The organism is Streptomyces fractus (assembly GCF_049844455.1).
In the GTDB taxonomy this organism is placed as follows: Bacteria; Actinomycetota; Actinomycetes; order Streptomycetales; family Streptomycetaceae; genus Streptomyces; species Streptomyces fractus.
Window position 1 is genome coordinate 7,920,793 of record NZ_JBMYHI010000002.1, and the last position, 25,864, is coordinate 7,946,656.

The window sequence follows — 25,864 nt, forward strand, 5'->3', positions numbered from 1 at the left end:
CGCTACCCGCCCCCGCCCCCGCCCCCGGCTCCGGCCTGCGCCGGTACCTCCGGCGCGGCCCCCGCCGCCGGCGCCCGCCCCGTCTTCCGCCCCGAACCCCCGCCGTTGAACGCCAGGTTCAGGCCGAACGCCAGCAGCGTCGCGCTCGTCACCGGCGAGCCGAGCACGATCCCGACGCCCTCGGGGAAGCGCGAGTACAGGTCGGGCGCCACCTCCGGCGCCATGCCGACGCCGATCGACACGGCGACGATCAGCAGGTTGTGGGTGCCGTCGAAGTCGACCCGGCGCAGGGTGGTGATGCCGACCGCGGCGACCGTCGCGAACATCACCAGGCCCGCCGCCCCGACGACCGGTTCGGGCAGACCGGCCACCACCGCGCCGAGCTTCGGGATGAGGCCGAGCACCACGAGCATGCCGCCGGCGACCGTGGCGACGTGCCGGCTGCGTACCTTCGTCATCGTCACCAGGCCCACGTTCTGCGCGAACACCGTGTCGAGGAAGGCGTTCATGACGCCGCCGAGAACCCCGGAGAGCCCGTCCGCGGCCAGCCCGCGCGCCATGTCGGCGGTCGTCAGCCGCTTGCCCGTGAGCTCCGCGACCGCGATCAGGTCCGCGGTCGACTCGGCGAACAGGACGAGCATCACCACACACATCGACAGCACGGCCACGGCCGGGAACTGCGGTGCCCCGAAGTGGAACGGCGCGCTGACCCCGATCCCGTCCGCCGTCCGCGCCGCCGAGAGGTCGACGAGGCCGAGCGGCACGGCGACCGCCGTCCCCGCCAACAGGCCGAGCAGGACGCCGGTCTGCGCGAGGAACCCGCGCCCGAAGCGCGCCACCAGCAGGATCACGATCACCACGAACGCGGCGAGCGCGAGCCGGGAGGGCGCCGCGTGGTCGGGGGCCTTCGGGTCGTTCCCGACGACGAGGCTCACCCCCACCCCGATCAGCGCGAGCCCCACCACGGTGATCACCACACCGCTCACCAGCGGCGGGAAGAAGCGCACCGCCTTCGCGAACGGGTAGGCGATCAACAGCCCGAACACTCCGGCCGCGAGCATCGACCCGTACACCGCCTGGATGCCGTACTCCCCGGCGATCAGGATCATCGGTGTCACCGCGGTGAACGCCGCCCCCGCCATCACCGGCATCCGCACCCCGAGGATCCGGCCCACCCCGGCGCCCTGGATCACGGTGACGACGCCCGCGACGAGTAGATCGGCGTTGATCAGCACGGCGACCGTCGCGGCGTCGAGCCCCGCGGCGGCGCCGAACACCAGCGGCACGGTGACACACCCCGTGTACATCACGAGCACGTGCTGGAGACCCAGCACGGCGAGCCGCCCGAAGCCGGCGCTGGTGCGCCGGGTGCCCTTCGCAGGCATCGTCACGTCAACCACCTGCCTATCGGGCGAAGTTGGCAGCGATCCGCTGCTGGATGTAATCGGCCGCGGTGATCGGCGGGTAGCGGCCCTCCGGCCCCTCGATCACCACATCACGGTCGGCCTGCGCGAAGAACGCGATGCTGTAGCGGGCCGACCGGTCATCGCCCGGGCCCGGGGACCTGACCCGGTGGAAGTTGGACGGCAGCCGGTCGTCGCTCCACCGCATCAGCATGTCCCCGATATTGCAGGTGATCACGGAGTCCGCCGGCTCCACCGGAGTCCACTCCTGAGCCTCGGCCTCCTTGCCCGGGCACACCTGGAGGCCGCCCTGCCCGTCCCGCTGGAACAGCAGCGTCAGGCAGTCGAAGTCGGTGTGCGCGCCCGCCCGCCACACGTCCGCCGGGATCACGGCGTCCTCGGGCACGGCGAAGTAGTGCAGCATCCGCAGCGTCGACTGGTACTCGGCGCTCGCCGGCTCGTGGGCGCGCGCGAAGAATCCGTCGGGCAGCCCCAGCTTGTCGGCGAAGCAGGACAGAACCCGCATCGCCAACTCCCTGCACCGCGCCTCGAATCCGAGCGTACGCTCGCGAAATCCGGGCAGCGCGTCGTCCGGCCACAGCCCCTCCATGTGGGGCCGGGTCAGCTGGTACGACTCCTTCTGGTCGGGCGTCCCGATCGACGGGCGCACCTGGGTCATCGACTCCCAGCCGGAGTTGAGGCCCTTCTTCAGCCCGTGCCGCGCCTTGGTCTCCTCCGGCAGCGCGAAGAAGCGTTCGGCGTCGGCGAACGCGCCGTCCACGGCGTCCTGTTCGATGCCGTGGTTGATGAGCTGGAAGAAGCCGATGTCCGTGGCGGCGGCCCACAGCTCCTCGGTGATCTCGGCCTTGCGGGTCTCGAAGTCGGAGAGGTCGATCCGCCGGATCTCCCGGGTGGACGTCTCCGTCCCGGCCCCGCCCATGCGGGTCTCCTTGGCCAACTCGTCAAGCGTGTATGTGGTGTTCGTCATCGCGGCTTTCACTCCTGTGGGGTGAGGTCCACGGGATGCAGTCACCGCCCCTGCGATCCCCACCGCGGGCGCTCAGAGGCCCGCGGGCACGGTCGCGGCGGACCCTGAACGGGCCCGGCGCCGTGGGCTGGCGCGGGCCCCGGCGACCGGGCCCCGCACGCGATGCGCTCAGCCTGCCGGGCGCGTGTTACCTCTGGGGAGCGCGGGATTACGCCCCGGTAAACCATTCAAGCCCGCCTTTCGTACGAGAGCCAGCGGGGTCCGGGGCGGAGCCCCGCGACCTAGGACCGGCCGAGCCCCGCAGCCAACTCCCCCGAGGACAACCGGACATGCTCCCCACCCCGCACAAGCACCTCACCCGCCACCAACACCGCGTCCACCGTACGGCTGCCCGCACACGTCAACAGCGTCGCCCCCGGATCGCGTACGGGAAGGCAGGCGTAGTCCCGGTCGAAGCGGTGCAGCACCAGGTCCGCCCGCATCCCCGCGCGCACGCCGCCCGCCGGGTTCTCCTCGATCCCGAGGACCCGGTTGGCGCCGCCCGCCGCCAGCGCGAACATCTCCGGGAACCCGAACAGGTCCGCCTTGCGGTGCGCCGCCCGTTGCAGATACGCGCCGATGCGCAGCGCCTCCAGGATGTCCTGGGTGTCGTTGCTGGCCGCCCCGTCGACCCCGAGCCCGACGCCGAGGCCGGCCTCCAGCATCTCGGGCACGGGCGCGATCCCGCTGCCGAGCCGCATGTTGCTGAGCGGGTTGTACGAGACACCGACCCCGTGCCGGGCGAGGGTGGCCCGCCCCGCCGCGTCCAGCTCCACACAGTGCACGGCGAGGAGCCGCTCCCACAGGAACCCGGCCCGTTCCAGATACTCGACGGCTCCGACCCCCGCGTGCTCCCGGCACATCACGTCGTCCGTCGTGGTCTCCAGGAGGTGCAGCGAGACGGGCAGATCGCGCTCCTCGGCGTACGCGCGCACGGTGGCCATCCCCTCCGGGGTCAGGCATCGCGGATTGGGCACGGCGACACCGATGTCGACGCGGCTGCCGTGCGCCGCCGCGATGAGCTCGTCGGTGTGCGCGAGGGCCTCCTTGAGCGGCTGCATCAGCCGCGGATCGAAGCCCCACTTGCGGCTGCCGTCCGCCCGGTCGGCGACACCCCGGCACAGCACGGCCCGCACACCGCTGTCCTTCAGCGCCCGCAGCACCGCGTCGTGCACCTCGGGCGACGGGTGCGGCCACATGTGCTCGACGAGTGTGGTGGTGCCGCTGCGCAGCGCCTCGGCCGCGGCGGCGGCAGCGGTCGCGTAGGCCCGCTCGGGCGTGAGCCGCGCCGCCTCCTCGCCGACGGCGCTCAGCCACGCGAGCAGCCCGAGCCCTTCGCCGATGCCGCGCAGACCGGCCTGGAAGAGGTGTGTGTGGGTGTTGACGAGCCCGGACGTGAGATGCCCGCCGGACCCGTCCAACACCCTCTCCCCGCAGGGGAGTTCACCGTGCGGTGCCAGCGCCCGGACCCGGCCGTCCGCGAGGTGCACATCCATCCCCGGCAGCCACCTGCCGCCGCTGAACACCGTGACGTCCGTGACGGTGTCGACGTCCGTGAGCGAACCGAGAGTCATCAGGAGGGGTCCTTCCGCGGGCGGGACGAGTGGCGTGACGTGTGGCGGGACGTGTGGTGGAACAGCAGATTGAGCAGGAACGCCACGATCCCGGTGACGGCGATCCCGCTGTCCAGGACGGTGCGTATGTACGAGGGGAGCGGCGCGTAGAAGTCCGGCGCGCCGACCGGGATCATGCCGAGTGCGAAGGCGAGCGCGACGGTCAGCAGATTGCGCGGCTCGGTGAGATCGGCGCGCGCGAGGATGCGCAGCCCGACCGCGCCCACGGTCCCGAACATCACCAGCGACACCCCGCCGAGGACCGGCCCCGGCACGGCGGCGACAGCCGCTCCGAGAACGGGCACGAAAGCGAGCACGACCATCAACGCCCCTGACAGCGCGACGACATGACGGCTCTTCACCCGTGTCACGCTCACCAGGCCCACCGACTGCCCGAACGTCACGATGGGGAACGAGGCGAGCGCCCCCGAAACGACGGTCGCGGCGCCGTCCGCGCGCAGCGCCCGTACGACGGTGGGCGCGTCGTCGCCCCGGCCGACGATCTGGCCGACCGCGAGGGTGTCACCGACGGACTCCACCATGTTCACCAGCTGCACGACGAGCATCGCGGCGATGGCGGGCACCACGAACGTGGGCGCCCCGAAGGCGGTCGGATCGGGCGCCGTCACGGCGTGCGCGTCGGCGACCCCCGAACCGTCGAACAGGCCCAGCGGCAGGGCGATCACGGTCCCCACCGCCATCGCGACGAGCACAGAGAACCGGGCGAACGCCGGCGGAGCGACCCGCTCGACGACCACCACGAGCAGCACGGTCCCGGCGGCGAGCGCCAGCCCGCGTCCGCCGCTGCCGCCGCCGTCCCCCTCCCCGGCGATGAGACCGGCCGCCGACGGCACCAGCGAGAACCCGATCACGGCGATGACCGTCCCGGTGACCAGCGGCGGGAACAGATGCAGACAGCGCCCGAACCACGGGGCGACGGCCAGCGTCACGAGCCCGGACACCATCGTCGCCCCGAACACGGCCGCGAGCCCGTGCTCCTGCCCGATGAGAATCGCGGGCGTGATCGCGGTGAACGTAGAGCCCATGACGATCGGCAACCGCGCCCCGAACCACTTCAGGCCCATCGACTGCAACACGGTGGCGACCCCGCTCACCAGCAGGTTCGCGCTGATGAGCAGCCGTATCCGGTCCTCCGGCAGATGCAGCGCGGTGCCCACGAGCAGCGGCATCGTGGCCATGCCCGCGTACGCGACGAGCAGGTGTTGCAGGCTCAGCGGCACGAGCCGCCGCAGCGGCGGCCGGATGTCGACGGGGTGGGGGCCTTGGTGTGCGGGCGCGACGGCATGCTCGACAACAGCCATCGTTCCTCCTCACAGCTCGGTGGAAGATGGCTGGTTAGCACCCGGCGACCCAACGCCCAAGCACCCACCGGCCGTTGCAGCCATGACCGGTGTGGGGGTGACGGTAGGGAGGCGGTGTTTCCGCCGCGTTGCACTCAGGAAACCGCGAGGTACCCGAAGGGCGCGCCTACGGCCGGGTCTCCATCCGCCCGCCGCCGGCCGGCGCCGGCTCCCGTTTGAAGGCCCAGCGCATCTCGGGCTCCATCGCCCAGTGGAACAGCCACCGCACCGGGCTGGTGCACAGGACGGTGATGACCGACGCCGCGAGCACGGTGACGGTGATCTCGCCGAGCGGCGTGTGCACCCAGTCGTGGTCGTACCAGCCCCAGAAGCGCGAGCCCTTCGCCAGGAAACCGTGCAGCAGATAGCCGTACAGGGTGCCCGCGCCGAGCGCCGTGCACCACAGCCTGCGCCCCGGCACCCACGCGAAGAAGCAGGCCATCAGGATCACCGAGCAGCCGAACAGGGCGAGCGTCATCACCACGCCGTACCAGCCGGGCGCGCCCAGCTCCTGCGCGCTGTCACGGCGGTAGAACCAGGCGGCGGTCATCCGCGGCGAGGCCCAGTACGCGACGAGCAGCGCGCTCACGAACACCGGCACGGCGAGGACGCGGGCCTCGCGGCGCCGCACCAGCTCGAAATGCTGCGGCTTCAGGCACAGCCCGAGCACGAAGAACGGCAGGAACTGAAGCACCCGCTGAAGGTCCAGGTCGTCACCGATGTCGGGGGAGACGGCGGCGAGCACGGCGACCGCGAGGGCCAGCGGCAGCGGCGCCCGAATGATCTTCCAGAGCGGGGTGGTGAGCCGCCAGATGAAGAGCGCGATCAGGAACCAGGTCAGATACCAGGGGTCGAGGAGCGTGATCGGGTAGTGCGGGTCGTCGCCCACCGTGCGCTTGAAGAAGGTGTACGCGACCTCGAAGATCACGTACGGCACGAGTACGCCCGTGACCAGGCGCTTCATCCGTCTGGGGCTCGCGTCGAACGACCGCGAGAAGTAACCGGAGATCACGATGAACGCCGGCATGTGGAACGTGTAGACGGTGAAGTACAGCGCGGAGGCCGCGCGGCTGTCCCCGCGCAGCGGTTCCCAGGCGTGCCCGAGCGCGACGAGGACGATGGCCAGGTACTTGGCGTTGTCGAAGTACGCGTCACGGCCGTCCGCCTTCATGCGGCCTCCGTCCCGGTCGGTGAACCTCCCGATCACGCTTCACGGGCCGAGGCGATCGCGCAAGTGAGAGGGCTACGGAGGGTGCGCGAGGGCGCGTGCGCCGGCACCGGAACCCCACGGCGAGCGTCCAAAAGTTGCGCATGTACCCTGGTTGACCCCACTTGCACCATTTGCTGGATCAGCTACTGGAAGGTGCCTCCTTGCCCACGACGCCGACGATTCCCACGACCGCGACTCCGGGGGGCGCCGTCCACTTCGAGCCCACGCGCCCCGCCTCCAGGGCCAGACGCATGGCGGCCTTCGGACTCGGCGCGCTGTTGTGGATCGGCGCGGGCCTCCTGGCGGTCGCTTTGCTGGGGCACACGGGCATCCTCGTCCGCCTGCTGTTCGTCACCGTCATCTCCTGTGCCTTCTTCTCGCTTGCCCTGGTCTGGGCGATCACGCTGAGGGGCCGGGAGGAGCGCCGTGCACATCCTTGACCTCCTCCTTGTCTTCCTCGCCTTCTATCCCGTGGTGACGGCCGCCGCGTGGATGGCGGGCGGTGTCATCTTCCGGCTGCGCGAGGAGAGCCCGGAGATCGTGACCCCGCCGGGCGGCTGGCCCGGAGTGACCGTGCTGGTCCCCGCGTACAACGAGGAGAGGGTGATCGCGCGCTGCGTCGAGGCGCTGCGCGCCGTCGACTACCCGGACCTCGACATCCAGATCCTCAACGACGGCTCCAAGGACGCGACGGTCGCCGTCGCGGAGGCAGCGGCGGCCGGCGACCCGCGGATCTCCGTACGGGACGACGGCGTCAACCTCGGCAAGGCCGACCGCCTCAACGACGGCATGCGCCGGGCCCGCCACGAACTCGTCATGGTCACCGACGCGGACACCCATCTGCACCCGCAGGCGATCCGCTACCTCGCGATGGGCATGACGCGTTCCCCGCGCTACGCGGCGTTCGCGGGCAGCCCCCGGGTCACCAACCGCCGCAACGTCATCACCGTCATGCAGATGCTGGAGACGGCCTCGCTGATCGGCCTGATGCGCCGCACCCACGGCCTCGCCGGACACGTCGGCACCGTCGCCGGGGTGCTCGGCCTGTTCCGGCGCGACGCCGTGCTCGCCGTCGGCGGCTACGACCCGAGCATGGCCACCGAGGACATCGAACTGACCTGGCGCCTCATGGAGGCGGGCCACCTCACCGGCTTCGCCCCGCACGCCCTCGTCGGCATGGAGGTCCCCCAGGACGTCCACGGCATCTGGGCGCAGCGCACCCGCTGGGCCCGCGGCCAGGGAGAGGTGCTGCGCACCCACTTCCGCACGATCTTCCGGCTCCGCAACGCGGCGCTGTGGCCGATCGCCGCGGAGGCGCTGCTCTCGTACGTGTGGGTGGTGCTGATGCTGTGCACGACGGTGGTCGGCGCCGTGCGCTACGTCGTCGCGCCGGAGGACGCCCACCTCGCGGAGATGCTGGCCTGGGGTCTCGGTATCGCGGTCATCGCGATGATCCAGGTGGCGGTGGCGGCCCTCGTCGACCTCCGCCTCGACCCCAAACTCCCGGCCGCCTGCGTCCTGCTGCCCCTCTACCCGCTGGCGTACTGGGTCATCAACGCCCTGGCGGCGCTGCGCTCCCAGACCCCCGGACTGTTCCGCGGCCCCCGTAAGAAGCGGGTCGTGTGGGACCTGGCGCGCAGCTCGTCGTGAGGGCCGTGAGGGCCCGTCCCGTTACCCGCTATACGGGGAGCAGCCGGCCCACCAGGGTGCTCAGCTGGCGTGCGTTGCGGCACTCGTGCATGTCGACGAGCTCCGCGTACGTGGAGGCCGCGGAGTCGCCCGTGTCCCATTGGGTGCGGGGTTCCGGGTTGAGCCAGTAGGTGCGGCGGGCGGCGCGGGCGACGCGGCGCAGCGCCGGGAGGTTCGGGTTCTGCTGGTTGTTGCGGGCGTCGCCGAGGATGAGGACCGTGGTGCGGGGTCCCACCGCGGACTCGTAGCGCTCCACGAACTCGCCGAGCGCCGTGCCGTAGTCGCTGCTGCCGTGCCAGCCGGTCAGCGTGGCCTCCGCCGCGATGCGGGCGCCGAGGCCCTCCGCGTCCGCGGCGCCGTGCGCGATGAGGTCGGTGACCTCATCGGTCCGGTTGACGAAGGCGAAGACGCGGATCTTGCTGAACTGGTCGTGCAGGGCCTGGACCAGAAGCATCGTGAAGTTCGCGAAGCCGGCGACCGAGCCCGACACGTCGCAGAGCAGGACCAGTTCCGGGCGGGTCGGGCGGCGTTTGCGCAGGACGGGCTTCATGGGGACGCCGCCCGTCGACAGTGAGCCGCGCAGCGTGCGGCGCAGGTCGATGTGGCCGCGGGCCGCGCGCCGCCTGCGGGCCGCGAGGCGGGTGGCCAGCTTGCGGGCCAGCGGGTGCACCGTGCGGCGCAGTTCGGCGAGTTGGGCCTTGTCCGCGTACAGGAACAGGGTGCGGTCGGGCGTCTGTACCGGCATCCGGCGCGCCAGCTCGTCCCGGTCGCGGGCCTCCGCGACGCGGCGCCTCGCCTCGCCGCGCACCCCCTCGCGGAACTCCTCGATGCGGCGGCGGATCTCGTCCGCCTCGATGCGGTCGGTGAACGCCCCGGACTGGCCGCTGCCGCCCGCCCGGATCGCGGACATGACCGGGGCGAGGAGCGTCTGCGGGCGCAGCCGGTCCAGCGTCTGCTGGGACGACCAGCCGTTCGCGTCGTAGCCGCCGAGGGAGTCCACGGCCTCCGCCGCGAGCCGGGCCAGCGCGGCACGGTCGTTCGCGGCCAGGGCCTCGGTGAGGCGCTCGCGGAGGCTGTCCCGGTCGGTGGCGCCGTCCCGGCCCGGGGCGCCCACCGCGTGCGGGAAGTACACGTCGAAGACCGGGTCGAAGACCGCGCGCTGGCCCTGGTCGTGCAGGAGCGCAGCGGCCAGTCCCTCGCGCAGACGGTCCCGGCTGTCCAGGCCCAGCGCCGCCACCGCCTGCGCGGCGTCCACGCTCTCGCCCGTGCCGATCCGGATGCCGTGCGCGCGCAGCGCCCGCACGAGCGAGGTGACCCGGTCCGCGACCGACAACGCCGTGCTCACACCGCGTCCAGATCGAGCTTCGCCGCCGCCGTGTTCACGTCCTCCTGATGCTTGAGGACGACACCGAGGGACGCCCGTACGACCTCCTCGTCCAGGCGGTCCGCGCCGAGCGCCAGCAGGGTGTGCGCCCAGTCCACCGTCTCCGCGACCGAGGGCACCTTGCGCAGATCCATCGCGCGCAGCGCGCCCACGACCCGGACGAGGGACTCGGCGAGCACCGCGTCGAGCTCGGGCACCTTCAGGGCGACGATGCGGCGCTCCAACTCCTCCTCGGGGAAGCCGATGTGGAGGAAGAGGCAGCGGCGGCGCAGCGCCTCCGACAGCTCGCGGCTCGCGTTGGAGGTGAGGACCACGAAGGGGCGCTGCGTGGCGGCGATCGTGCCCAGCTCGGGGACCGTCACCTGGAAGTCGGAGAGGACTTCGAGGAGCAGGCCCTCGACCTCCACGTCCGCCTTGTCCATCTCGTCGATGAGGAGGACCTTCGGGTCGTCGCCGCGGATCGCCGTGAGGAGCGGGCGCGGGAGGAGGAACTCCTCGCTGAAGATGTCCGAGCGCGTCTGGTCCCAGGTCTCGTCGCGGCCCGCCGTGATGCGCAGCAGCTGCTTGGCGTGGTTCCACTCGTAGAGCGCGCGGCTCTCGTCCACGCCCTCGTAGCACTGGAGGCGGATGAGGCGGGCGTCGCTGATCGCGGCGACCGCCTTCGCCAGCTCCGTCTTGCCCACGCCCGCCGGGCCCTCGACGAGGAGCGGCTTGCCGAGCCTGGCGGCCAGGAAGACGGTGGTCGCCACGGCGGGCGAGGCCAGATAGCCGGTCCCGGCAAGGCGCGTGGTGACTTCGTCCACGGAAGCGAACAACGGGGCCTCCTGCTCGGTGCGTTGTAGGTCCTCAGGTGATCAGGTGCGCGGGCCGCCCACAATGGGCTTGCGCCGTTCATGGCGAACGTCACGTCCTGAGTCCTGTACCGAGACCCGCCTCGTCCCCGTCCGTATCCTGGCGGACATGAGGCGCACTTCCTTTGCCGACTGGCCCTGCTCCATCGCCCGCACCATGGATCTCCTGGGGGACTGGTGGACGCCGCTCGTGCTGCGCGAGGCGTTCTACGGCATCACCCGCTTCGACGTGTTCCAGCAGGAGCTCGGCATCGCGCGGACGACCCTGGCGGAGCGGCTGCGCCGCCTGGTCGAGGCGGGGCTCATGGAGAAGCGTGCCTACGACACCGCTCCGGTGCGGCACGACTACGTCCTCACGGAGAAGGGGCGCGAGTTCTTCGGCGTCCTCGCCGCCATGAACGCCTGGGGCAACCGCTGGCTGTCCGGCGAGGAGGGCGCGCCCACCGTCTTCGAGCACGACCGGTGCGGGCACGAGAGCGAGGCCGCGGTCGTCTGCGCGCACTGCGGCGAGCCGATGACCGCCGAGAACACCCACGCGCGGATGGGCCCCGGCTACCCGGAGAAGCTCGCGCGGCGCCCGGAGATCGCGGCGCGCTTCACCCGCTGACCGGCCCTTTCGGTGGCCGCACCCCTCTTGACGCAGTGAGTCCATCTACGAAACTCTCGTGCTCGCAGGCCGTTCTACGGAGAGGTGGAGCACGATGGAGTGGACGGGCGCGCGCTACGCGGACACGCCGACCGTCGAGGTACGACGCACGATCGCGGCGCCTCCGGGCCGGGTGTGGGAGCTGATCAGCGATGTCGGCCTGATGCCCCGGTTCAGCGCCGAGCTCCAGTCGGTCGAGTGGCTGGGCGAGGAGCGCGGCGTCGGCGCCCGCTTCGTGGGCCGCAGCCGACACGAGGCGTTCGGGGCGTGGGAGACCACCTCGTGCGTGGTCGAGTGCGCGCCGGGCCGCGTCTTCGCGTGGGCTGTGGGCGATCCCGAACGGCCCAGCGCCGTATGGCGGTTCAGCATGAAGGCGACGGATGACGGCGGCACGGAGCTGACGCAGTGGGCGCGGATGGGCCCCGGCCGCTCCGGCCTGTCGTACGCCATCGACCGGATGCCGGAGAAGGAGCAGAAGATCGTCTTCGGTCGGCTGCGGGAGTGGGAGCGGGGCATGAACGCGGCGCTCGACGGGCTGAAGTCCCTCGCGGAAGCGGACGCGGATGCGGAAGGGGCTGAGGTCTGATGCGTACGTCGACCACCATCGAGGCGTCCGGCGGGAACTGGCGGGAGACCGTCGACTTCGTCACCGAGGCCGAGAAGCTGGGCCTGGACATCTGCTGGGTCGCCGAGGCCTGGGGCTCCGAAGCGCCGTCCCCGCTGGGGTACTTGGCGGCGCGCACCGAGCGGATGCTGCTCGGCTCCGGCATCATCCAGCTCGCCACCCGCACCCCGGCCGCCATCGCGCGCGCCGCGATCACCTTGTCGAACATCTCGGAGGGCCGCTTCCTCCTCGGGCTCGGCCCTTCCGGGCCGCAGGTGATCGAGGGGCTGCACGGGGTGCCGTTCGCGCGCCCGCTGGCCCGGATGCGCGAGACGGTCGAGATCGTGCGGATGGCCGCGACCGGCGAGAAGATCGCCTATGAGGGGCGGGAGTTCACGCTGCCGCTGCCCGGCGGCGACGCGAAGCCGATGCGGCTTTCGATGCGGGCCGAGCACGAACTGCCCATCTACCTGGCGACGTTGTCGCCGAAGATGCTGCGGCTCACCGGCGAGGTCGCCGACGGGTGGCTCGGGACGAGCTTCGTGCCCGAGGGGGCGAAGGAGGCGTACTTCGACCACCTGGACGAGGGGCTCGCGGCGTCCGGCCGGACCAGGGCCGACCTCGACATCTGCCAGGGGGCCGAGGTGAACTTCGTCGAGGACGAGGAGGAGCTGGCCGCCGTGGTGGGCAGTCGCAAGAAGGAACTCGCGTTCAGCCTCGGCGGCATGGGCTCCGCCTCGACCAACTTCTACAACCAGGCCTACAGCAGGCAGGGTTGGGCCGACGTCGCCGCGGCGGTCCGCGAACGCTGGCAGGCCGGTGACCGCGAGGGGGCGGCCGCCCTGGTCACCGACGACATGGTCCTCGCCACGACCCTCATCGGCACGCAGGACATGGTGCGCAAGCGCCTGGCCGTGTGGCGGGACGCGGGCGTCGACACGGTCCGGCTGTACCCGGCGGGAGACACGGTCGACGCGCGACTCACGACGCTGGGCCGCGCGATCGACCTGGTACGCGAGGTGGGCAAGTCAGGCCCCGCCGGCGATTGAGGCGCGGGGGCCGGGGCGGAGCCCCGTGGCGTGGGTGCGGTCGGGTGCCACGTGCAGCGCCGGGTGCCCGGTCGCGGACCACCCCGCGTCCCCCTCGATGCGGCGCAGCAGAATGCCCTCCCGGATCGCCCACGGGCACACCGTCAGCTCGCGGATGCCCATCAGCTTCATCGCCGTGTGGCCGACGAGCGCCCCCGCGAGGGACTGCGAGGCCCGCGGCGCGGAGATGCCGGGCAGCTCCGCGCGCCGCACGGCCGGGAGCGCCGCCAGCTCAGTGACCGCCGTACCCAGCGACCTGCGGCTCAACTGTCGTGACACGAACGGCCCGTGACGCCCCGGAGGCGCCCCGCACAGGCGCGCCAGCTGCGTGAACGTACGGGACGTGGCCGCCGCCGTGAGCGGCCCCTCCCAGCGGATCCGCGCCGCCACGTCCCGCAACTGGTGGCGCACATGGCGCCGCAGCGCCTTCAGCTCCGCCGCCGTCGGCGGCGCCCCGTCGCGCGGCAGATGCTCCCGCGTCAGCCGCCCCGCCCCGAGCGGCAGTGAGATCGCGAACTCCGGCAGCCGACCACGCCCGAAGGCGACCTCCAGCGAACCGCCGCCGATGTCGAGGACACCGAGCGGCCCGGCCCGCCAGCCCATCCAGCGCCGCGCCGCGAGGAACGTCAGCTCGGCCTCCACCTCGCCGGGCAGCACCCGGGGCCGCACCCCGGTGCCCGCCTCGACGGCGTCGAGCACCTCGTCCCGGTTCGGCGCGTCCCGGACGATGGCCGTGGCGAAGACGAACGGCTCGTCGCTTCCCCAGCGTTCGGCCTCGGTGACCGCCGCCCGCACCGCGCCCACCAGACGCTCGACGGCCGCGGACCCCAGTCTTCGTTCACTGTCCACCAGCTCCGACAGACGCAGCCGCCGCTTGGCCGTGTGCACCGGCAGCGGTGCCCCGTCGCGCGCGTCCGCGATCGCGAGACGCACGGTGTTCGAACCGACATCCACCACACTGATCCGCATGATCACCGAGTACCCCTCCTGGCGTGCATCAATGCGCGGACACGCCCGGGACCAGGGCCGGAGCGTCCAGCGCCGACATGATCCAACTCCGTGAGTCCGCCGGGTCGATGACCGCGTCGATCTCCAGCGCCGCCGCCGCGTTCACCGCCTTGCCGTGCTCGTACAGCTCGGCGACCCGCGCCTCGAACGCCCGCTCCCGCTCGACCGGATCGGCGATCGCCTCCAGTTCGCGCCGGTAGCCGAGCCGCACCGCGCCCTCCAGGCCCATGCCGCCGAACTCGCCGCTCGGCCAGGCCGCCGTGCCGAGCGGCGCCCGCGTCGAACCGCCCATCATGGCCATCGCCCCGAGCCCGTACGCCTTGCGCAGTACGACACAGACCAGGGGGACGGTGAGGCGGGCGCCCGCCACGAACAGGTCGGCGAACTGCCGTACCGTCGCGGTGCGTTCGGAGTCCGGGCCGACCATGAAGCCCGGCGTGTCGCACAGCGAGAGGACCGGGAGGCCGAACGACTCGCACAGCCGCAGGAAGCGCGCCGCCTTGTCCGCGGCGTCCCGGTCGACGGCGCCGCCGAGGTGCGCCGGGTTGTTGGCGACCAGGCCCATCGGGCGGCCCTCGATCCGCACCAGCGCCGTGACGACCCCCACCCCGAAGCCGCGGCGCAGTTCGAGCACCGAGTCCGTGTCGGCGAGACCCTCGATCGCGGCGCGGATGTCGTAGGCGCGGCGCCGGTTCTCGGGGACCGCGTGGCGCAGGCGCCGCGGGTCCGGAGCCTCCCAACTCGGCCGCGGGCCCTGGAAGTACGACAGGTAGGCGCGGGCCACGCGCACCGCCTCCGCCTCGTCGGCGACCGGGACATCCACGACCCCGTTCGGCACCTGCACCGACAGGGGGCCGATGTCCTCCGGGCGGTGCACGCCGAGGCCACCGCCCTCGATCATCGCCGGGCCGCCCATGCCGATGTTCGCCTCGGGCGTCGCGATGATGACGTCGCAGGAGCCGAGCAGCGCCGCGTTCCCCGCGAAGCAGCGGCCCGACGCGATGCCGACGAGCGGCACCTTGCCGTTGAGCCGCGCCATTTGATGGAACGTCATCACGTCGAGACCGGCGATCGACGAGGTGTCCGTGTCGCCAGGCCTGCCGCCGCCGCCCTCCGCGAACAGCACGACGGGCAGCCCGCGTTCCTCGGCCAGGTGCAGCATCCGGTCGGTCTTTCGGTGGTTGTTGTGGCCCTGCGTACCGGCGAGCACCGTGTAGTCGTACGACAGGGCGACCGCGGGCGCGCCGCCGATCCGGCCGGTGCCGGTGACCATGCCGTCGGCGGGTGTCGAGCGGATCAGGTCGTCCAGCGTTCGGCGCCGCCGCTGTGCGGCCACCGCGAGCGCCCCGTACTCGGTGAACGTCCCCGGGTCGCACAGGTCCTCGATGTTCTCGCGGGCCGTGCGGAGCCCGGTCGCATGCCGCTTGGCGACCGCTTCGGGACGGTTCTCGTCGAGGCCGAAGGCGTGCCGGTCGACGACCTGCGCGAGGTCGGGGCGCACCGCGTCGAGGTCCAGTTCCTCGGCCGCGCCCTCCTGGGCTGCGCCGCTGTCCATGACGTCGAGGAGCACCAACTCGGCGCCTTCGGCGACCGTTTCGCCGACCGCCGCCCTCACCGCACGGACGACGCCGGCGTGCTCGGCGCGCACCACGTGCTCCATCTTCATCGCTTCCAGCACGAGCAAGGTGGCGCCCGCCGCGACGAGTTGGCCCGGCTCGGCGTCGATGGTGACGACCGTGCCCGCCATGGGCGCGGTGACCGTGCCCGGCTCCGTGACACCTTCCGGGGCCGTGGCGGAGGGCGGCGCGAGTTCCGCCAGGTGGCGCTGTACGAAGCCGGTGTCGAAGCCGCCCGCCGTGAAACCGGGATGGTCGAGCAGCCTGGCCAGGAAGGGGATCCCGGTCCGCACCCCCTCCACCGTGAACTCGTCGAGCGCACGGCGGGCCCGCGCGCACGCTGCCGCGAAGTCGCCTGCGGGCGCGTGCGCGACGACCTTGGCGAGCAGGGAGTCGTAGCGCGTGCCGAGTTCGGTGCCGGTGCGGGCCGCGGTGTCGACGCGCACGCCGGGGCCCGTCGGCACGTCGAGGCGCGCGAGCCGCCCCGCGGACGGGCGCACCGATCCGTCCGGCCCCGTGACCTCCGCGTTCACCCGCAGCTGCACGGCGAATCCGCGCGGGGCGGGCGGCTCCCCGACGAGGCCGAGGTCGGCGAGGCACTCGCCCGCCGCGATCCGCAGCTGCGCCGCGACCAGGTCGACACCCGTCACCTCCTCCGTCACCGTGTGCTCCACCTGGAGGCGCGGGTTGGCCTCCATGAACACGAACTCCCCGCCGCGGACCAGGAATTCGACCGTTCCGACACCCGCGTACCCGGCGGCACCGGCCAGGCGCAGGGCGGCGTCGAGGAGCCGGCCGCGCACGCTCGCGTCGAGGCCGGGCGCCGGGGCGATCTCGACGAGCTTCTGGTGGCGGCGCTGCACGCTGCAGTCCCGCTCCCACAGATGACTCGCGGTGGCGCCGTCGCCGACGACCTGCACCTCGATGTGCCGGGCCCCCTCCCACAGCCGCTCCACGTACAACTCGCCGCGCCCGAAGGCCTGTTGGGCCTCAGAGGCGCACCGCTCCCACGCCTCGTCGAGCTCCGCCGCGTCCCGGACGACCCGCATCCCGCGCCCGCCGCCCCCGCCCACGGCCTTGACCATCACCGGGCCTTCGGCGAGGAACGCCCGCGCCTCCTCCAACGTGGTGTCACCCTCCGTGCCGGGCAGGACCGGCACCCCGGTCTCGACGGCGAGCGCACGGGCCCGGGCCTTGTCCCCGAACAGGTCGAGCACCTCCGGCGCCGGGCCCACGAAGGTGAGCCCGGCGTCCGCGCACCGCCGGGCGAGCGCCGATGACTCGCTCAGGAAGCCGTAGCCGGGGTGGAGATACGTACAGCCGGACCGGCGCGCGGCGGCGACCAGTTCACCGGCGTCCAGGTAGCCGCCCGCCGCGAGCGGCACGGCCTCGTCCGCCAGGTGCAGGTGCGCCTCGTCGCCGGGCTCGTGCACGGCCACCGTGCGCAGCCCGAGTTCGGCGGCGGCGCGCAGCACCCGTACGGCGATCTCCCCTCGGTTGGCGACGAGTACGGCGGCTGACCCCATGTGCCCCTCCGGGATGTCGAATTCGGTTTCAGGACCGGATTCCGTCATGCTCATTGACACTGACGTCAACGTCAATACTCTGGCGCTGTGGCACGCAGTCAGCAGGACAGACCGCCCCGGCGGCAGGAATGGGCGACCCGCACCGCCCGCGACCGGACCGACGCCCCGGCGCGCGGACGGCTGCTCGACGCGGCGGAACTGGTCTTCGCGCGGCTCGGCTACGGCCCCGCGACGATCGCCGACATCACGGACCGGGCCGAGGTGTCGAGGGCGGGCTTCTACGTCTACTTCGCGTCCAAGGAAGAGGTCTTCCGGGTGCTCGCGGGGCGCGTACGGGACGCGTTCCTCACCGCGCAGGACGTGCCCGGGGTGGACACGGACGACGTGGCGGCGGTGGCGCGCGCCTCCACGGGCGCGTTCATCGCCGCCTACGCCCGGCACCTGCCCCTGCTCGTCCTGCTCGAACAGCAGGCACGGGGCGACGCCGAGGTGCGTGCGCTGTGGGAGGAGATCCGCGAGCGTCCGGTCCGCCGCGCCGCCCGCTACGTGCGCCGGGTCGCGGCAGAAGGCAGGGCGCACCCGGTCGTCGACCCGCTCACCCTGTCCCGGGCCGTCGGCGGCATGAGCATCGAGTTCGCGCGGCTCGTCGCCGAGCGGCCGGCCACGTACGAGCAGGCGGTCACCGACGCGACCGCCGTGTACCTGCACCTTCTCGGTATCGGAGCAGCACCGCAGCAGTAGGGAGCCGCACGTTGTCCACCGGCACATCCACCAGCGACACAGAGGCGTATCTTCGCGACCTGCGCGCCCGCCAGGCCGCGTCCAGGTCCGGCCGCCAGCCCTCCGAAACCCGCCATGCGGGCGGGGAGTTGACCCTTCCCGGGCACGTGGCCCGCTGGGCCGGACTCCATCCGGACCGGCCCGCGATCGTCACGGCGGCCGAGACCCTCAGTTACCGGCAACTCGACGACCAGAGCGCCCGGTTGGCGGGCTGGATGACCGAACAGGGCGTGCGGACCGGCGACCGTGTCGGCGTCTTCTTGCCGAACGGCGCCCGCTTCGTCGTCGCCCTGCTCGCCGTGCTGCGCATCGGGGCGGTGCACGTGCCGGTGAATCCGATGTTCCGCGCGGCGGAGCTTCGGCACGAACTGAACGACGCCGGGCCCGAGTTGGTCGTCACGCGGGACGCGCTGCTGCCCGCCGTCGACGAGGTGCGCGCCGACACCCCCGTACGCAGGGTGCTCGCGGACGCCGACTGGCCGCGGGCCGTCGCCCACGCCCGCCACGAGCCCATCGCCGACGACCTCGACGCGCTCGCCGCCCTCAACTACACCGGAGGCACCACCGGGCTGCCCAAGGGCTGCGAGCACACCCAGCGGCACATGGTCTACACGGCCACCGCCATCGACAACGGCCGGGCGGCCACGGACGAGGAGCGGGCACGCGGCATCGTCTCGGTCTGCTACCTGCCCATCTTCTGGATCGCCGGGGAGAACCTCGGCATCCTCGCCCCGCTCGTCTCCGGCGGCACCAGCATCCTGCTCACCCGCTGGAACGCGGCCGACGTCCTCGAAGCCATCGAGACACACGGCGCGACCACCATGGCCGGCACCGTCGAGAACTACCTCGAACTGCTCGACCACCCCGACTTCGCGCGCCACGACCTGACGAGCCTGTCGACCCCGCTCACCGTCTCGTTCATCCGCAAGCTCACCCCGGCCCTGCGCGCCCGGTGGAAGAAGGCCGTCGGCGAGCACAGTGTGCTGCGCGAGGCCTCGTACGGCATGACCGAGACACACACCAGTGACACCAACACACTCGGCTTCCAGGACGGCGACCGCGACCTCCTGAGCGACCCGGTGTTCTGCGGACTGCCGGTCCCCGGCACGGACTTCATGGTCGTCGACTTCACGACCGGTGCGCCGCTGCCGCTGGGGGAGCGGGGCGAGATCGTGGTGCGCGGACCGTCCGTGCTCACGCGGTACTGGCGGGCGCCCGAGGCGACGCGGGCGGCGCTGCGGGACGGCTGGCTGCACACCGGGGACATCGGCGCCCTCGACGAGGAGGGATGCCTGCACTACCTGGGCCGCGACAAGGACATGATCAAGGTGAAGGGCATGAGTGTCTTCCCCACGGAGGTGGAGACCCTGCTCGCCCAGCACCCCGACGTGCTCGCCGCCGCGGTCGTCGCCGTCGACGACCCGGAGAGCAGCCAGCGCCCCTACGCGTTCGCCCGCACCGTCCCCGGATCCCCGCTCACCGGGGACGCGCTGAAGGAGTGGGCGGCCGGGAACATGGCGACGTACAAGGTCCCGCACATCGTCGAGATCCTCGACGAGCTGCCGCTCACCCCCACCGGGAAGATCAAGAAGACGGAGCTGAGCGCTCGAGCCACTCGCACGCGGCCCGCGCAGTGAACTCCTCCTGACCGCCCTTGAACAGCAGGTCGGCCGTGGTGAACGCCGGGTCGTCCGCCTGCGCCGCGACATACGGCAGCGCGATGCAGCGCATGCCGGCCGCGTGCGCGGCGGCGGCCCCCGGCGCCGCGTCCTCCAGGACCACACAGTGCGAGGCCCGCGTGCCGAGCCGGCGTGCCGCCTCCAGGAACACGTCGGGCGCCGGCTTGCCGTGCTCGACCTCGTCCGCCGACACGTACAGCGGCAGCTGCGCCCCGAGCCCCGTACCGGTGAGGATCGCGTCGATGGCCTCCGGCGACGACCCCGACGCGACGATCATCGGCACGCCCGCCGCGTGCAGCCGCTCGACGAACAGCCGCATCTGCGGGAAGACATGCGTGTCGGCGCGCGCCAGCTCCAGATAGCGGGCGTTCATCTCGTCGAGCAGCTCGCCGTCCGGCACGTCGATGCCGTACTTCCGCTTCCAGATGCCGAGGGTCTCCAGCGTGGAGATCCCGACGTACGTCTCGTGGTCGGCCCACGTGAAGTCCGTGACGCCCTGGCGGGCGAGGGTGGCGAGGGAAGCCCTGAAGTAGTTCGGCTCGCTGTCGACGAGGGTGCCGTCGAGATCGAAGACGATCGCGGTGTCGCCGAAGTGGTACGGGGGGTGGTTCGCGTCGCTCATGTGCACCAGGATGCAGGACCGGGGTCCTGGGATCATCCGCGCGCCGGCCCCGTCGCCTTTCCGATCGCCTGGACCAGCGGCAGCAGCCGGTGCGGGACGCGCTCGCGCAGCGCCACCTCGGTGCGGGTGCGGACCACGCCCGGCAGGCGGTTGAGCTGCTGGATCACGTCCTCCAGATGCTCGGCGTCGCGCGCGGCCACGCGGGCGAGGAGGTCGCCGCCGCCGGTGGTGGAGTACGCCTCGATGATCTCCGGCACGCCCGCGAGCTCGTCCCCGACGTCCCCCAGGTGGCCCTGCGTGGTCTCGATGTGCACGAAGGCGAGGACCGGGTGGCCGAGGGCCGCGGGGGAGAGGGATGGCTGCACGCCCGTGATGACACCGTCCCGCTCCATCCGGTCGAGTCGGGCCTGGAGTGTGCCGCGGGCGACGCCGAGGATGCGGGCGTATTCGCGCATGCTCGTGCGCGGCCGCTCCAGGAGCAGCGTGAGGATTCGGGTGTCCAAATGGTCGACCGGCACGGGTTTCACTGTACCGATGGTCCAGTTCCGCGACACCGGGGGTGTGGTGTTGATCGGCGTTCCGGGGGCTGTCTTCTTTTACGTTGTCGGGATGAGTCAGCACTCCACGGACGCGTCGCCGGCTTCTGTCACTACGCCCCGCGAGTCCTCCGGCTGGTGGCGGGGCGCGGTCATCTACCAGGTCTATCCGCGCAGCTTCGCCGACAGCGACGGCGACGGCACGGGTGACCTCGAAGGTGTCCGGCGCCGCCTGCCGTATCTGCGCGACCTGGGTGTCGACGCGGTGTGGCTGTCGCCGTTCTACGCCTCGCCGCAGGCGGACGGGGGCTACGACGTCGCCGACTACCGGGCCGTCGACCCGATGTACGGCACGCTCCTCGACGCCGACGCGGTGATCCGCGACGCGCACGCCCTGGGCCTGCGCATCATCGTCGACCTGGTGCCGAACCACTCCTCGGACCAGCACGAGTGGTTCAAGCGGGCGGTCGCGGACGGCCCCGGATCGCCGCTGCGGGAGCGCTACCACTTCCGCCCCGGCAAGGGCGCGCACGGCGAACTCCCGCCCAACGACTGGGAGTCCATCTTCGGCGGCCCCGCCTGGACCCGCCTGCCGGACGGCGACTGGTACCTTCACCTGTTCGCGCCCGAGCAGCCCGACTTCAACTGGGAACACCCGGCGGTCGCCGACGAGTTCCGCTCGATCCTGCGTTTCTGGCTCGACATGGGTGTCGACGGTTTCCGTGTCGACGTCGCCCACGGCCTGGTCAAGGCGGAGGGTCTGCCGGACCTCGGCTCGCACGACCAGCTCAAGCTCCTGGGCAACGAGGTGATGCCGTTCTTCGACCAGGACGGCGTGCACGACATCTACCGCTCGTGGCGCCGGATCCTCGACGAGTACGACGGCGAGCGGGTCTTCGTCGCCGAGGCGTGGACGCCGACCGTCGAGCGCACCGCGCACTACGTCCGCCCCGACGAGCTGCACCAGGCCTTCAACTTCCAGTATCTGAGCGCCCCTTGGGACGCCGACGGCCTGCGCGGGATCATCGACGGCTCGCTCGACGCGATGCGCCCGGCCGGCGCCCCCACCACATGGGTCCTCTCGAACCACGACGTCACCCGGCACACCACGCGGTACGCCAACCCGCCCGGCCTCGGCATCCAGATCCGCACCCCCGGCGACCGTGAACTCGGCCTGCGCCGCGCCCGCGCCGCCACCCTCCTGATGCTCGCCCTGCCCGGATCCGCGTACCTCTACCAGGGCGAGGAACTCGGGCTCCCCGACGTCACCGACCTCCCCGACGAGGTGCGCCAGGACCCGGCGTACTTCCGCGGCGCCGGCCAGGACGGCTTCCGCGACGGCTGCCGCGTACCGATCCCGTGGACCCGCACCGGACCCTCATACGGCTTCGGGGAGGGCGGCAGCTGGCTGCCCCAGCCCGACAGCTGGGGCGGGCTGAGCGTCGAGGCGCAGACCGGCGACCCGGACTCGACGCTGGAGCTGTACCGCACCGCGCTGGCCGTGCGCCGCGCGCAGCCGGGCCTCGGCGCCGGTGACGGCGTGAAGTGGCACGAGGACGCCCCTCAGGGCGTGCTCCATTTCGAGCGGCCCGGCTTCGCCTGCACCGTCAACACGACGGACACCGCGGTGCGCATCCCCGCACCCGGCACGGTGCTGCTCGCCTCGACGCCGGTGGCGGCGGACGACGGACACATGGAGTTGCCCGCCGACACGACGGTGTGGTGGCGGACCGCCTGACCGCGGACGCTTGACCCTCACACCGTGTGAGCCCGTGGACTGGGAGACATCATGTTCACCATCGGAGAGTTCGCCCGGCACGGCCGTGTGTCGGTCCGCATGCTGCGTCACTACGACGCCATGGGACTGCTGCGCCCGGCCCATGTCGACCCGGCCACGGGATACCGCCACTACACCGCCGCCCAGCTCGCCCGCCTCAACCGCGTCATCGCACTCAAGGACCTCGGCTTCACGCTCGAACAGGTCCGGGAGCTGGTTGACGAGAAGATCGGCCCCGCGCAACTGCGCGCCATGCTGCGGCTGCGGCGGGCCGACCTGGAGGCGGAGATGGCCGCGGCGGCCGCCCGGCTCACCGGCGTCGAGGCGAGGCTCCGATCGATCGAGAGCGAGGGATTCATGCCCACCGACGACGTCGTCATCAAACCCCTGCCGGGTGTGCGCGTGGCCGAACTGACCGCCGTGGCCCCCGACTTCGAGCCCGGCTCCATCAGCCCGGTGATCCAGCCGCTGTACGAGGAGCTGTTCCGGCTCCTCGACGCGGCGGGCATCCGGCCCACAGGTCCGGGCGTCGCGCGCTACGAGGATGCCCCCGGCGGCGGCATCCTCGTGCACGCGGGCGTCGAGGTGAGCGCCGTGCCGCGCGAGGACGGACCGCTGCGCGTCCTCGACCTGCCGCCCGTCGGACGCGCCGCGACGCTCGTGCACCGCGGGTCGATGGACGCCGTGCTGCCGTCCGTGCAGACCCTCGCCCGCTGGATCGACGCACACGGCCACCGCTCGGCCGGCTACCCACGCGAGATCAGCCTGGAGTGCCCGGAGAACCGGGAGGACTGGGTGACGGAGCTCCAGGAACCGCTGGGGGAATAGCCGGTAGCCACGGCCCCCATTTGTCGACAGCTCAAACTGTGCAGCCCAGGTTGCACAGCCTGGGCTGTCGATCTACTCTGGAGGCATGAACGACGACAGCGCACCGATCGAGGAGCTCGCCGCCCGGGCCACCGACGAGGTGTGGGTGATCATCAGTCGGCTCCGCCGCAAGCTGATGGCGCTCGACGTGGACCCGGAGGGCGAGCTGTCGCCCGCCCAGGCGTCCGTGCTCTCCCGGCTCGACAAGTACGGGCCGGCCACTGCGAGCGACCTCGCGGCGATCGAGAACGTGCGTCCGCAGTCCATGGCCAAGCACGTCATCGCCCTGGAGGAGCGCGGCCTCGTCGAGCGCCACGCGGACCCCGAGGACGGGCGCCGCCGCGTCGTCGAGCTCACCGAGGCGGGGCGCGAGCGCCGTCTGGGCGTGCGCCGGGCCCGTCAGGCGTGGCTCGCCGGACAGCTCGCCGAGCGCGGCAGCGCGGAGCAGCTGCGCGCCGTGATCACGGCGATGGCGCTGCTCGACGAGGTGACGCAGGCGTGAGTGGCATAGCCGAGCGCGTCCGGAACGTGCGCAAGCGGGGCGCGGCCGACGGATTCGACCGGCGCCTCGTCGCGCCGATGATCTTCGGGTCGATCCTGAACCCGATCAACTCGTCGATGCTCGCCGTGGCCCTCGTCCCGATCGGCCACGCCTTCGGCGTCCCGCCGTCCCAGACGGCCTGGCTCGTCTCCGCCCTCTATCTCGCCACCGCCGTCGGCCAGCCGGTGATCGGCCGGCTCGTCGACGCGTTCGGGCCGCGCAGGCTCTACCTCCTCGGCACCGCGCTCGTCGGCGTCGCGGGCCTGCTCGGGGTGCTCGCCCCGAGCTTCTGGGTGCTGATCGTCTCCCGGGTGCTGCTCGGCTTCGGCACCTCCGCCGCCTATCCGGCCTCCATGTATCTGCTGCGTACCGAGTCCGAGCGCACCGGCATGAAGAGCCCGAGCGGCATCCTCGCCGCGCTGTCGGTGTCCAACCAGGTCATCGCCGTCATCGGCCCGACCCTCGGCGGCGTGCTGATCGGCCTCGGAGGCTGGCACCTCATCTTCGCCATCAACGTGCCGCTCTCCCTGGTCTGCCTCGTGCTCGGCGCGCTGCGGCTGCCGAAGCACGCCCGGGCGGGCCGCGAGGCCGACGCCGCCACCTCGGCGGACGTTCCCGGCATGCTGCTGTTCGCCGGATCGCTCACCGCGTTCATGCTCTTCCTCACGTCGCCGGGGACCGCGCACTGGTACCTGCCGGTGATCGGCGCCGTCGCGGGCGCGGTCTTCGTCCGCCGGGAACTGGGCTCCGGCGACCCGTTCATCGACCTGCGCGTGCTGAGCGGCAACACCCCGCTGCTCGCCACGTACGCCCGCCAACTCCTCGCGTACACCACGTCCTACGCGTTCCTGTACGGCTACAGCCAGTGGCTCCAGGACGGCCGCGGCCTCGGCCCCGAACAGGCGGGCCTCCTGCTGCTCCCGATGTCCCTGATGGCCATCGGTGTCACCGTCCTCACCGGGCGCCGCCCGCAGGTACGGGCCAAGCTGTTCGTCGGCGGCGTCGCCCAACTCGTCGGAGTCGCCGCCCTGTTGGGGCTGAACTCCGACAGCCCGATCTGGGTCCTCGTCGTCATCGGCGCGATCTTCGGCATCCCGCAGGGCCTCATCGGCCTCGCCAACCAGAACGCCCTCTACGCCCAGGCCGACCCGGAACGCACGGGCGCCTCCGCCGGACTCCTGCGGACCTTCAGCTACCTCGGCGCGCTGCTCGCCTCCGCCGGGAACGCGGCGTTCTTCAAGGGCGGCGCCGACACGGCCGGGCTGCACGGCCTGGCCTGGATGCTCGTCGTCGTCTCCGTGCTGCTGCTCCTGGTGACCGCGGCCGACCGGGCACTGCGCCGGATCGGCCGGGACTGACCCCGAACCACCCCTCTCTCTCACCCATCAACACCGCTCGCCCCTAAGGAAGTTCACGTGTCTCTCACCACCCTCGACCCCAAGACCGCCCTCGTCGTCGTCGACCTCCAGAACGGCCTGATGGGTGTCTCCGGCGCCCCGCACGCCGTGTCCGACGTCGTCGACCGCAGCGCGCGCCTCGCCGACGCCTTCCGCGAGGCAGGACTCCCCGTCGTCCTGGTCCGGGTCACCTTCTCCGCCGACGGCTCCGACGCGACCCCCGGCCGCACCGAGTCGCCCAGCAGCGGCCGTGCCATGCCCGAGGGCTGGGACGAGATCACCGACGCGCTCGCCGGGCACCCCGAGGACATCACCGTCACCAAGCGGAACTGGTCGGCGTTCTACGGCACCGACCTCGACCTGCACCTGCGCCGCCGGGGCATCACCCAGGTCGTCCTGACCGGCGTCGCCACCAGCATCGGCGTGGAGTCCACGGCCCGCGCCGCCCACGAGCACGGCTACCACGTCACCCTCGCCACCGACGCCATGACCGACCTCGACCCCGAGGGCCACCGCGGCAGCGTCGAGCGGATCTTCCCGCGCCTGGGCGAGACCGGCACGACGGACGAACTGCTGAAGCTGCTGGCCTCGACCCGCTGACCGGACTCGACCCACCGACCGGCCTCGACTCACGGAATC

23 protein-coding genes are annotated in these 25,864 nt (G+C 72.3%); 12 read left to right on the plus strand and 11 right to left on the minus strand.

All coding sequences use genetic code 11. The features are described 5' to 3' along the window. Positions 1-2: 2 nt before the first annotated feature. The 5 genes from ACP4E5_RS37875 to ACP4E5_RS37895 form a co-directional block, all read right to left on the minus strand. The gene (locus ACP4E5_RS37875) at positions 3-1,385 is read right to left on the minus strand and encodes a nucleobase:cation symporter-2 family protein (protein WP_425841961.1); all 1,383 of its coding nucleotides are present in this window, start codon (positions 1,383-1,385) and stop codon (positions 3-5) included. 19 nt (positions 1,386-1,404) lie between these two features. After that, complete coding sequence (locus ACP4E5_RS37880) at positions 1,405-2,391, minus strand: isopenicillin N synthase family dioxygenase (protein WP_425837083.1); 987 nt, start codon at positions 2,389-2,391, stop codon at positions 1,405-1,407. 281 nt (positions 2,392-2,672) lie between these two features. Then, on the minus strand, positions 2,673-4,004 hold the full coding sequence (locus tag ACP4E5_RS37885) for an amidohydrolase family protein (protein ID WP_425837086.1): 1,332 nt from the start codon (positions 4,002-4,004) through the stop codon (positions 2,673-2,675). After that, positions 4,004-5,365, minus strand: a complete 1,362-nt coding sequence (locus ACP4E5_RS37890) for a uracil-xanthine permease family protein (RefSeq protein WP_425837088.1) — start codon at positions 5,363-5,365, stop codon at positions 4,004-4,006. The genes ACP4E5_RS37885 and ACP4E5_RS37890 overlap by 1 nt, the downstream gene beginning before the upstream one ends. Before the next feature lie 166 nt (positions 5,366-5,531). Then, complete coding sequence (locus ACP4E5_RS37895) at positions 5,532-6,575, minus strand: acyltransferase family protein (protein ID WP_425837091.1); 1,044 nt, start codon at positions 6,573-6,575, stop codon at positions 5,532-5,534. A 200-nt stretch (positions 6,576-6,775) separates the two neighbouring features. On the opposite strand from ACP4E5_RS37895, the gene ACP4E5_RS37900 reads away from it, so the two are divergent. Continuing rightward, positions 6,776-7,054, plus strand: coding sequence for a hypothetical protein (locus ACP4E5_RS37900; protein WP_425837094.1), 279 nt, complete (start codon positions 6,776-6,778; stop codon positions 7,052-7,054). Continuing rightward, positions 7,041-8,264 carry a glycosyltransferase family 2 protein gene (locus ACP4E5_RS37905; RefSeq protein WP_425837097.1) on the plus strand — a complete coding sequence of 408 codons (1,224 nt, stop codon included), beginning with the start codon at positions 7,041-7,043 and terminating at the stop codon, positions 8,262-8,264. The genes ACP4E5_RS37900 and ACP4E5_RS37905 overlap by 14 nt, the downstream gene beginning before the upstream one ends. A 28-nt stretch (positions 8,265-8,292) precedes the next feature. On the opposite strand, the gene ACP4E5_RS37910 is transcribed toward ACP4E5_RS37905, so the two are convergent. Then, the gene (locus ACP4E5_RS37910) at positions 8,293-9,636 is read right to left on the minus strand and encodes a vWA domain-containing protein (RefSeq protein ID WP_425841964.1); all 1,344 of its coding nucleotides are present in this window, start codon (positions 9,634-9,636) and stop codon (positions 8,293-8,295) included. An 8-nt stretch (positions 9,637-9,644) separates the two neighbouring features. Further along, the gene (locus tag ACP4E5_RS37915) at positions 9,645-10,502 is read right to left on the minus strand and encodes an AAA family ATPase (RefSeq protein ID WP_425837100.1); all 858 of its coding nucleotides are present in this window, start codon (positions 10,500-10,502) and stop codon (positions 9,645-9,647) included. 145 nt (positions 10,503-10,647) lie between these two features. Here ACP4E5_RS37915 and ACP4E5_RS37920 point away from each other — a divergent pair, with 145 nt between their 5' ends. The 3 genes from ACP4E5_RS37920 (at position 10,648) to ACP4E5_RS37930 (ending at position 12,837) form a co-directional block, all read left to right on the plus strand. Beyond that, entirely contained in the window at positions 10,648-11,145 is a 498-nt protein-coding gene (locus ACP4E5_RS37920) for a winged helix-turn-helix transcriptional regulator (RefSeq protein ID WP_425837103.1), read from the plus strand. 94 nt (positions 11,146-11,239) lie between these two features. Beyond that, complete coding sequence (locus ACP4E5_RS37925) at positions 11,240-11,770, plus strand: SRPBCC family protein (protein WP_425837106.1); 531 nt, start codon at positions 11,240-11,242, stop codon at positions 11,768-11,770. Beyond that, complete coding sequence (locus ACP4E5_RS37930; RefSeq protein ID WP_425837108.1) at positions 11,770-12,837, plus strand: LLM class flavin-dependent oxidoreductase; 1,068 nt, start codon at positions 11,770-11,772, stop codon at positions 12,835-12,837. The genes ACP4E5_RS37925 and ACP4E5_RS37930 overlap by 1 nt, the downstream gene beginning before the upstream one ends. On the opposite strand, the gene ACP4E5_RS37935 is transcribed toward ACP4E5_RS37930, so the two are convergent. Both ACP4E5_RS37935 and ACP4E5_RS37940 read right to left on the minus strand, forming a co-directional pair. After that, complete coding sequence (locus ACP4E5_RS37935; protein WP_425837111.1) at positions 12,817-13,845, minus strand: Ppx/GppA family phosphatase; 1,029 nt, start codon at positions 13,843-13,845, stop codon at positions 12,817-12,819. The two genes, ACP4E5_RS37930 and ACP4E5_RS37935, sit on opposite strands and share 21 nt — an antisense overlap. Positions 13,846-13,873: 28 nt before the next feature. After that, positions 13,874-17,026: an acetyl-CoA carboxylase family protein gene (locus tag ACP4E5_RS37940; RefSeq protein ID WP_425837114.1), complete on the minus strand. Its 3,153-nt coding sequence runs from the start codon at positions 17,024-17,026 to the stop codon at positions 13,874-13,876. 87 nt (positions 17,027-17,113) lie between these two features. Here ACP4E5_RS37940 and ACP4E5_RS37945 point away from each other — a divergent pair, with 87 nt between their 5' ends. After that, the gene (locus ACP4E5_RS37945; protein WP_425837117.1) at positions 17,114-17,767 is read left to right on the plus strand and encodes a TetR/AcrR family transcriptional regulator; all 654 of its coding nucleotides are present in this window, start codon (positions 17,114-17,116) and stop codon (positions 17,765-17,767) included. 11 nt (positions 17,768-17,778) lie between these two features. Continuing rightward, positions 17,779-19,443, plus strand: a complete 1,665-nt coding sequence (locus tag ACP4E5_RS37950) for an AMP-binding protein (protein WP_425837120.1) — start codon at positions 17,779-17,781, stop codon at positions 19,441-19,443. Here ACP4E5_RS37950 and ACP4E5_RS37955 read toward each other — a convergent pair. Next, complete coding sequence (locus tag ACP4E5_RS37955) at positions 19,391-20,107, minus strand: HAD family hydrolase (protein ID WP_425837122.1); 717 nt, start codon at positions 20,105-20,107, stop codon at positions 19,391-19,393. The genes ACP4E5_RS37950 and ACP4E5_RS37955 overlap by 53 nt on opposite strands. A gap of 32 nt (positions 20,108-20,139) precedes the next feature. Then, positions 20,140-20,625: an Lrp/AsnC family transcriptional regulator gene (locus ACP4E5_RS37960; protein ID WP_425837125.1), complete on the minus strand. Its 486-nt coding sequence runs from the start codon at positions 20,623-20,625 to the stop codon at positions 20,140-20,142. Between the two features lie 91 nt (positions 20,626-20,716). Between ACP4E5_RS37960 and ACP4E5_RS37965 the strand changes: the two genes are divergently transcribed. The 5 genes from ACP4E5_RS37965 to ACP4E5_RS37985 all read left to right on the plus strand — a co-directional run bounded on the left by ACP4E5_RS37965 (position 20,717) and on the right by ACP4E5_RS37985 (position 25,825). After that, positions 20,717-22,381, plus strand: coding sequence for a glycoside hydrolase family 13 protein (locus ACP4E5_RS37965; RefSeq protein ID WP_425837128.1), 1,665 nt, complete (start codon positions 20,717-20,719; stop codon positions 22,379-22,381). Positions 22,382-22,432: 51 nt separating this feature from the next. Beyond that, the gene (locus ACP4E5_RS37970) at positions 22,433-23,248 is read left to right on the plus strand and encodes a MerR family transcriptional regulator (RefSeq protein WP_425837131.1); all 816 of its coding nucleotides are present in this window, start codon (positions 22,433-22,435) and stop codon (positions 23,246-23,248) included. Between the two features lie 85 nt (positions 23,249-23,333). Further along, on the plus strand, positions 23,334-23,789 hold the full coding sequence (locus ACP4E5_RS37975; RefSeq protein WP_425837133.1) for a MarR family winged helix-turn-helix transcriptional regulator: 456 nt from the start codon (positions 23,334-23,336) through the stop codon (positions 23,787-23,789). 77 nt (positions 23,790-23,866) lie between these two features. Continuing rightward, positions 23,867-25,186: an MFS transporter gene (locus tag ACP4E5_RS37980; protein ID WP_425841967.1), complete on the plus strand. Its 1,320-nt coding sequence runs from the start codon at positions 23,867-23,869 to the stop codon at positions 25,184-25,186. Between the two features lie 57 nt (positions 25,187-25,243). Further along, the gene (locus ACP4E5_RS37985) at positions 25,244-25,825 is read left to right on the plus strand and encodes a hydrolase (RefSeq protein WP_425837136.1); all 582 of its coding nucleotides are present in this window, start codon (positions 25,244-25,246) and stop codon (positions 25,823-25,825) included. Positions 25,826-25,864: the final 39 nt, after the last annotated feature.